Source organism: Sulfuricurvum sp. RIFOXYD12_FULL_44_77, assembly GCF_001830725.1.
GTDB lineage: Bacteria > Campylobacterota > Campylobacteria > Campylobacterales > Sulfurimonadaceae > Sulfuricurvum > Sulfuricurvum kujiense_A.
Genome location: NZ_MIBU01000121.1, coordinates 1 through 6565 on the forward strand (window position 1 = coordinate 1; position 6565 = coordinate 6565).

Annotated in this window: 6 protein-coding genes and 1 pseudogene; 1 reads left to right on the forward strand and 6 read right to left on the reverse strand. The window is 45.2% G+C overall.

The window, feature by feature from the left end; all coding sequences use genetic code 11:
• The 6 genes and pseudogenes from A2517_RS05155 to A2517_RS05180 all read right to left on the reverse strand — a co-directional run.
• Positions 1 to 165, reverse strand: a pseudogene (locus A2517_RS05155) (dihydroorotase); the annotation flags it as partial.
• 2 nt (positions 166 to 167) lie between these two features.
• Positions 168 to 1538 carry a phosphomannomutase/phosphoglucomutase gene (locus A2517_RS05160; protein WP_294894809.1) on the reverse strand — a complete coding sequence of 457 codons (1371 nt, stop codon included), beginning with the start codon at positions 1536 to 1538 and terminating at the stop codon, positions 168 to 170.
• Between the two features lie 122 nt (positions 1539 to 1660).
• Positions 1661 to 2839, reverse strand: a complete 1179-nt coding sequence (locus tag A2517_RS05165) for an ammonium transporter (RefSeq protein WP_294894811.1) — start codon at positions 2837 to 2839, stop codon at positions 1661 to 1663.
• 179 nt (positions 2840 to 3018) lie between these two features.
• On the reverse strand, positions 3019 to 3357 hold the full coding sequence (locus A2517_RS05170) for a P-II family nitrogen regulator (RefSeq protein WP_015654392.1): 339 nt from the start codon (positions 3355 to 3357) through the stop codon (positions 3019 to 3021).
• Positions 3358 to 3370: 13 nt separating this feature from the next.
• Positions 3371 to 4702, reverse strand: a complete 1332-nt coding sequence (locus A2517_RS05175) for an ammonium transporter (RefSeq protein ID WP_294894813.1) — start codon at positions 4700 to 4702, stop codon at positions 3371 to 3373.
• A 195-nt stretch (positions 4703 to 4897) separates the two neighbouring features.
• A complete protein-coding gene (locus A2517_RS05180) occupies positions 4898 to 5236 on the reverse strand; it encodes a P-II family nitrogen regulator (protein WP_294894816.1) in 339 nt (112 codons plus the stop codon).
• 129 nt (positions 5237 to 5365) lie between these two features.
• Here A2517_RS05180 and A2517_RS05185 point away from each other — a divergent pair.
• Positions 5366 to 6565: DNA gyrase subunit A (locus tag A2517_RS05185; RefSeq protein WP_294894818.1), on the forward strand; the 1200-nt coding region annotated here is incomplete at its 3' end.

A 6565-nucleotide genomic window follows, 5' to 3' on the forward strand; every position in this document is an offset into this window, starting at 1 on the left:
GTACTCTTTTACCGCTTCTAACGTCGTTACGGGCGGGACAAGGTTGGGCATCACCAATGCGCCGCTGAAACTGTATGAGGTGAGGGGCGCTACCGTCTCCAACATCTCACCGTCACGAAGATGAAGATGCATATCCAGCGGCATGGTTAAGGTAATCGATTTCATCATTAGGCCTTCAACTGCTTTTGTGCTTCTTGGATAAGGCTGTTCAGCGCTTCTTCATACCGAATCGCTTCGGTTTGCTCCGTCGATTCAAAACGGGTTACCAATACCGGAGTCGTATTACTCGCTCGCACCAGTCCCCACCCTTTATCAAAAATAACGCGAACACCGTCAACATCGATTATCTCTTTGATAGCCGGAAACGATGCCGGAGGAGTTTGGAGCAACTCTTTCAGTTTTGCCATCAACGGAAATTTTTCATGCTCCGTCGTTTTCACTTTAATCTCTTCAGTCGAAAAGACATGAGGAAGTTTGGCGATTTCGGCATCCAAATCAACCCCTTCGTGAATGAGTTCAAGCATACGCAACGTTGCGTAAATCGCATCGTCATACCCGAAATAGCGGTCGGCAAAGAATACATGCCCACTCACTTCACACGCCAAATCGGCGTGAAGTTCTTTCATTTTCACTTTAAGATTGGAGTGACCCGTTTTGTACATCACCGCAGTCGCACCGCGTGCGCGGAGAGTGTCGTACATCACTTGCGAACATTTCACCTCGCCGATAACGGTCGGATTTTTCATCTTAAGGGCGAACAGCAGCGCCATCATATCGCCCTTGATGTTGTTGTTAGGAGTCAATACAGCGATGCGGTCGGCATCACCGTCATACGCAAACGCGATGTCCCCCTCGGAAGCTAGAAGTTTTTTGATATCTTCAAGATTGTGCTCTTCACTCGGATCGGGATGGTGGTTCGGGAATGTTCCGTCAGGATCGACGTAAATTCCTTTGGTTTTAAGATCGAGTGCATTAAAAATATCCTCGATAGCGAGCCCGGCAACCCCATTTCCGCAGTCATACACAATCCGTTGACCCATCCCTCGCAAATGGCCGAAGGATTCGATCATATATGTTTTATAGCGAGAGAGCGCATCGATCTCAACCACTTGACGCTCTACTTTAGAAGGAAATTCTAAAGCATCGATTTTACGACCGAGGGCATAAATCGATTCACCGAAAAAAGGAGCTTTATCAATCGTAATTTTAAATCCGTTGTATTCGCTTGGGTTGTGAGAACCGGTAATCATCACCGATGCACACGCCGTTATTCCATCAAATTCTTGATAATTGCAAAAATAGTTGACGGGAGTCGGAACCATACCCATCCCAAGCACTTTCATCCCTCCGGCATTCAGTCCGGCCGTTAAATATTCAAAAAGGATCGGTGAATGAGAACGTGCGTCATACCCCACACCAACGTATTCACCGTATTGTTTCATCTCATCCGCCAACGCATATCCCAAACGGGTAATCGTCTCTTCATTCAACTCTTTTTCATAAATTCCACGGATATCATACTCACGATAAATAGACATATTTTCCCTTTTTAAGCAACATTAACAAATTATACAACGTGGTGGTTAAAAGAGTCTTTTACGGGGCAAGAAGCCCCAAAAGAAGAATAGTGAAGAAGTGTTACAAAAGTGTTAAGAGGGTATTAAATCGCCCGTTTAAATTCCGGATATGCTTCAAGTCCGCATTCGCTGACATCCAGCCCTTGAACCTGATCTTCATCCGAAGCGCGAAACGGTATAACTTTATTAATAAGATAAATGATGCTGAACGATACGCTAAAGACGAATAGAGCCATAACCCCAACCCCTTTGAGCTGGTTCAGGAATGTTATCCCGTTGGCATAATCCGCGGCAAAAATCCCTACGGCTAACGTTCCCCAAATGCCGTTGACCAAATGAACCGACAAGGCCCCAACCGGATCGTCGATGCGAAAGCGGTCAAACAACGGTACCGCAAGAACAACCAAGGCACCTCCGATTCCCCCGATCAATATAGAATCGATCATCGTATACAAATGAGGACCCGCAGTGATCGCTACCAATCCTCCGAGTGCGCCGTTTAAGATCATCGTAATATCGAAAAGTTTATAGCGTGCATAAATAGCGATACCGGTGATAATCGCGCCGGAAAGACCTGCCGTATTGGTATTAAAAATCGTCAATGCGACACTGTCCGCCGCCTCTTTGGTCGAAATCGATCCCACAGAACCGCCGTTAAATCCAAACCATCCAATCCATAATAACATCGCCCCTAAAACAACTAGAGGAATATTGGATGCGGGAATAACACGGATTTGACCTTGAACATAACGCCCTTTACGTGCCCCGATAACCAAGATAGCGGCAAGCAATGCCCATCCGCCTGTCGAGTGGATAACGGTTGAACCGGCCAAATCGACAAAGTTCAAATCAAAAATTGTATCCTTGATCCAATCGCTTCCCCAACTGATATTAACCGCCGTCGGATAGATCAACGCACCCATAATCACTGTAAAAAGGGTCAACGGCAAAAGACGGGCACGTTCACCCACACCACCGCTCATAATATTAATCGCTTTTCCGACAAACGCCATTTGGAACATAAAAAATGCCCATTGACTCATCGTCGTACTTTGAAAATCACCAAAAGCCAGATGAAATCCGACCAAAATAAAAGCCATCGACGCCACTGCGTAAATCATGACGTTGACGGTCAATACGCTGGAGACGTTTTTAGTTCGTACCAAACCAGCTTCAAGCATCGCAAAACCGGGAACCATCAAGATAATAAGTGTGATCGAAAAGAGGGCAAAGAGGGTGTCAATAACGTATGCAGTATCCATGCAGCACCTTTAGTCTAAGATAAAGGTGTGCATTATATATCCAACCCAATGGATTGGAGAAGAACGATTGATTAAATTTTAATCAATCGCCATAAATTGCACGCTAGCGTGCTTGGGCTTACTGCCGAAGTAAACCCAGTGTTAACGTAGCAATCGGGACGAGTTCCGATTGCGTGTTATTAAATGGCTTCGATATCCGTTTCACCCGTACGGATACGGACGATTTTACTGATATCGCTGACGAAGATTTTACCGTCACCGATTTTTCCGGTTCGTGCCGCTTCTACAACAGTATTGACCACTTGGTCTACCATCGCATCATCGACAACCATCTCCATTTTAATTTTAGGAAGAAAGTCAACCACATACTCTGCACCGCGATAGAGTTCGCTGTGCCCTTTTTGGCGTCCGTACCCTTTTACTTCGCTTACCGTCATACCCGTTATACCGATTTCGGCAAGGGCGTCTTTTACATCTTCTAGTTTAAATGGTTTGATAACCGCTTCGATTTTTTTCATTGTTCATTCCTTCTTATAGGTTAAATCCACGTTCACCGTGTACTGATTCATCCAAACCTTGGCTCTCTTGTTCTTCGTTAATACGTGAACCGCCAGTCAATGCCATTGCGATGTAGTAGACCACGATCGTACCGACCAATGTGAATAGTCCAACAACCAAAACGGATTCCGCTTGAACCATGATTTGTCCCATACGGTCACCTGAATCTTTCAACGGTCCAGACCACAACAATGCATTGTCAGTATTCGGTGTGTACGCTGCGAAGATACCGGTTGCAATCGCACCCCAAAGACCTGCAAGGAAGTGAACTCCGAATGCATCCAAAGAGTCATCGTAACCCAATTTTTTCTTAAGAGCCGTTACACCGAAGAACGCGATCAAAGCACCCGTTGCACCGATGATAAATGCACCGTTAACCCCTACGAAACCCGCCGCCGGAGTAATCGCTACAAGACCTGCGATAGCACCTGTCGCCGCACCGAGCAATGTCGGTTTTTTGAATACCATATACTCAACTACAATCCAAGTCACCGTTGCAACAGCCGCAGCAATGGTTGTTGTCAAATAAGCAAGACCGGCAATAGCGTTCGCACCAAAAGCCGATCCGCCGTTAAATCCGTACCAACCGAACCATAAAAGACCCGCACCGAGAGCAGTCAAGATAACACTTGCCGGTTTCATAGCTACTTTTGGATAGCCTGCACGTTTACCGATCAAAACAGCCAATACAAGACCAGCCAAACCACCGTTCATATGTACAACCGTACCACCCGCGAAGTCAAGAGCACCTTCGTTGAAAAGGTAACCGCCACCCCATACCATGTGGGTAATCGGAGCATATACAACGATTGTCCAGATGAAAGCGAAAACCATCCAAGTAGAAAATTTCATACGCTCAATCACTGAACCCGCAACGATTGCTACAGTGATAGCAGCAAATGTCCCTTGGAACACTACAAATACAAATTTCGGATAAAGCTGTCCGAGATCAACACTTGCAAATTCCGTCCAACTGATGCCGCTAAGCATAATGTGACCGAAACCACCGATAACTTGGTTCATTGAACCATCCGCCGTACCGAATGCGATAGAGAAACCGGCAACAACCCATGCAATAAATGATACGGCAAATGCACCGAATACCATCGCAAATGTATTAAGAATATTTTTAGAACGGGTCATCCCGCCGTAAAACAACGCCAAACCGATCGGAGTCATCAACATAACCAACGCCGTTGACATCATCATCCATGCAGTATCCCCTGAGTTAAGTACAGGTGCTGCAGCATCTTCGGCGAATGCCGATACGCCCATTAGCGATAAAGCTAAAAGCCACTTTTTCATTTTCTCTCCTTATAACTTAAATGTCAGGTACCATTGTACAAAGTAATCCAAAAGTGAGAGTGCAGTTTGTTGATTAAATTTTAATCAATTGTAAAGATGAAATTCACACAAGGTATCTTGTCGTTATTTTACACTAAAAGGCAATCCACCCAAACGGGTGAAGTGAGAGGCGAAGTTTTTGAGAAGAATAGTTGTTTAGATAGCGTCGCTATCGGTTTCACCCGTACGGATACGGATAATTTTATTAATATCGCTGACGAAGATTTTACCGTCACCGATTTTTCCGGTGCGTGCCGCTTCCACAACAGTATTAAGTACTTTGTCGACCATATCATCGTCCACTACCATCTCCATTTTGATTTTAGGAAGAAAGTCTACAACGTATTCTGCACCGCGGTAGAGTTCGCTGTGCCCTTTTTGTCGACCGTAGCCTTTTACTTCACTTACCGTCATTCCCGTAATACCGATTTCGGCTAGGGCGTCTTTTACATCTTCTAGTTTAAATGGTTTGATAACCGCTTCGATTTTTTTCATTAATAAGCTCCAACGATATTTGAGGCAATTGTAACCTTATTTAATTAATTTATCAAATGAGAGAGATTTTTAGACTTTAAGGCACGGTTGGATATAATCAGTCATATTATCTTCACTTTTGGGGACCGCATGAACGATCTGCTAGACAACAGCGAAATAAATGACATTAATATAGAAGACACTCTTAAGAGCAGTTATCTCGATTACTCTATGAGCGTTATCATCGGACGGGCACTTCCGGATGTACGTGACGGTCTCAAACCGGTTCACCGTCGTATCCTATATGCTATGGACAAACTGAGCCTATCCGCCGGTGCCAAGTATAAAAAATCGGCACGTATCGTCGGGGATGTTATCGGTCAGTACCACCCTCACGGTGATACCTCGGTTTACGATGCATTGGTTCGTATGGCTCAACCTTTTGCGATGCGCGCGCCGCTTGTAGACGGTCAAGGAAACTTCGGTTCAGTCGATGGAGACAGCGCTGCTGCTATGCGTTATACCGAAGCGAGAATGACCCGTTATGCGGGAGAGCTCCTTAAAGATCTTGAAAAAGATACGGTTGATATGATCGAGAACTACGACGGCACCACTTTCGAGCCTGAAGTTCTTCCGACACGTGTCCCGAACCTTATTATTAACGGTTCAAGCGGTATTGCCGTCGGTATGGCGACCAATATCCCTCCTCATAATCCGAATGAGGTTCTCAATGCACTTGTCTATCTAATGGACAATCCTAACGCCTCTCTTATTGATATTATGCAGTTTATCAAAGCTCCCGATTTTCCTACCGGTGGAACTATTTACGGTAAAAAAGGGATTTTAGATGCGTATGAGAGCGGTCGCGGGCGTATCCGCATTCGTGCCAAAACACACATCGAGAAAAAATCGAACAAAGACGTTATCGTTATCGACGAACTCCCGTATCAAGTCAATAAGGCACGTTTGATCGAAACGATCGCCGATTTGGTCAAAGATAAATTCATCGAGGGGATCAGTGAAATCCGCGACGAGTCTGACCGTGAGGGGATCCGTGTCGTTATCGAGCTTAAACGCGATGCGATGAGCGAAATCGTCCTCAACAATCTTTACAAATCAACCAACATGGAGACGACGTTCGGGATTATTATGCTCTCCGTCTTTAACCAAGAGCCGCGTGTATTCACCCTTCTTGAGATGTTAGGTCACTTTATCAATCACCGCAAAACCGTTATTATCCGACGAACGATTTTTGATCTCGAAAAAGCAAAAGCGCGTGCCCATATCTTGGAAGGTTTGAAAAAAGCGCTCGATCATATCGAAGCGATCATCAAACTGATCCGTGCCAGC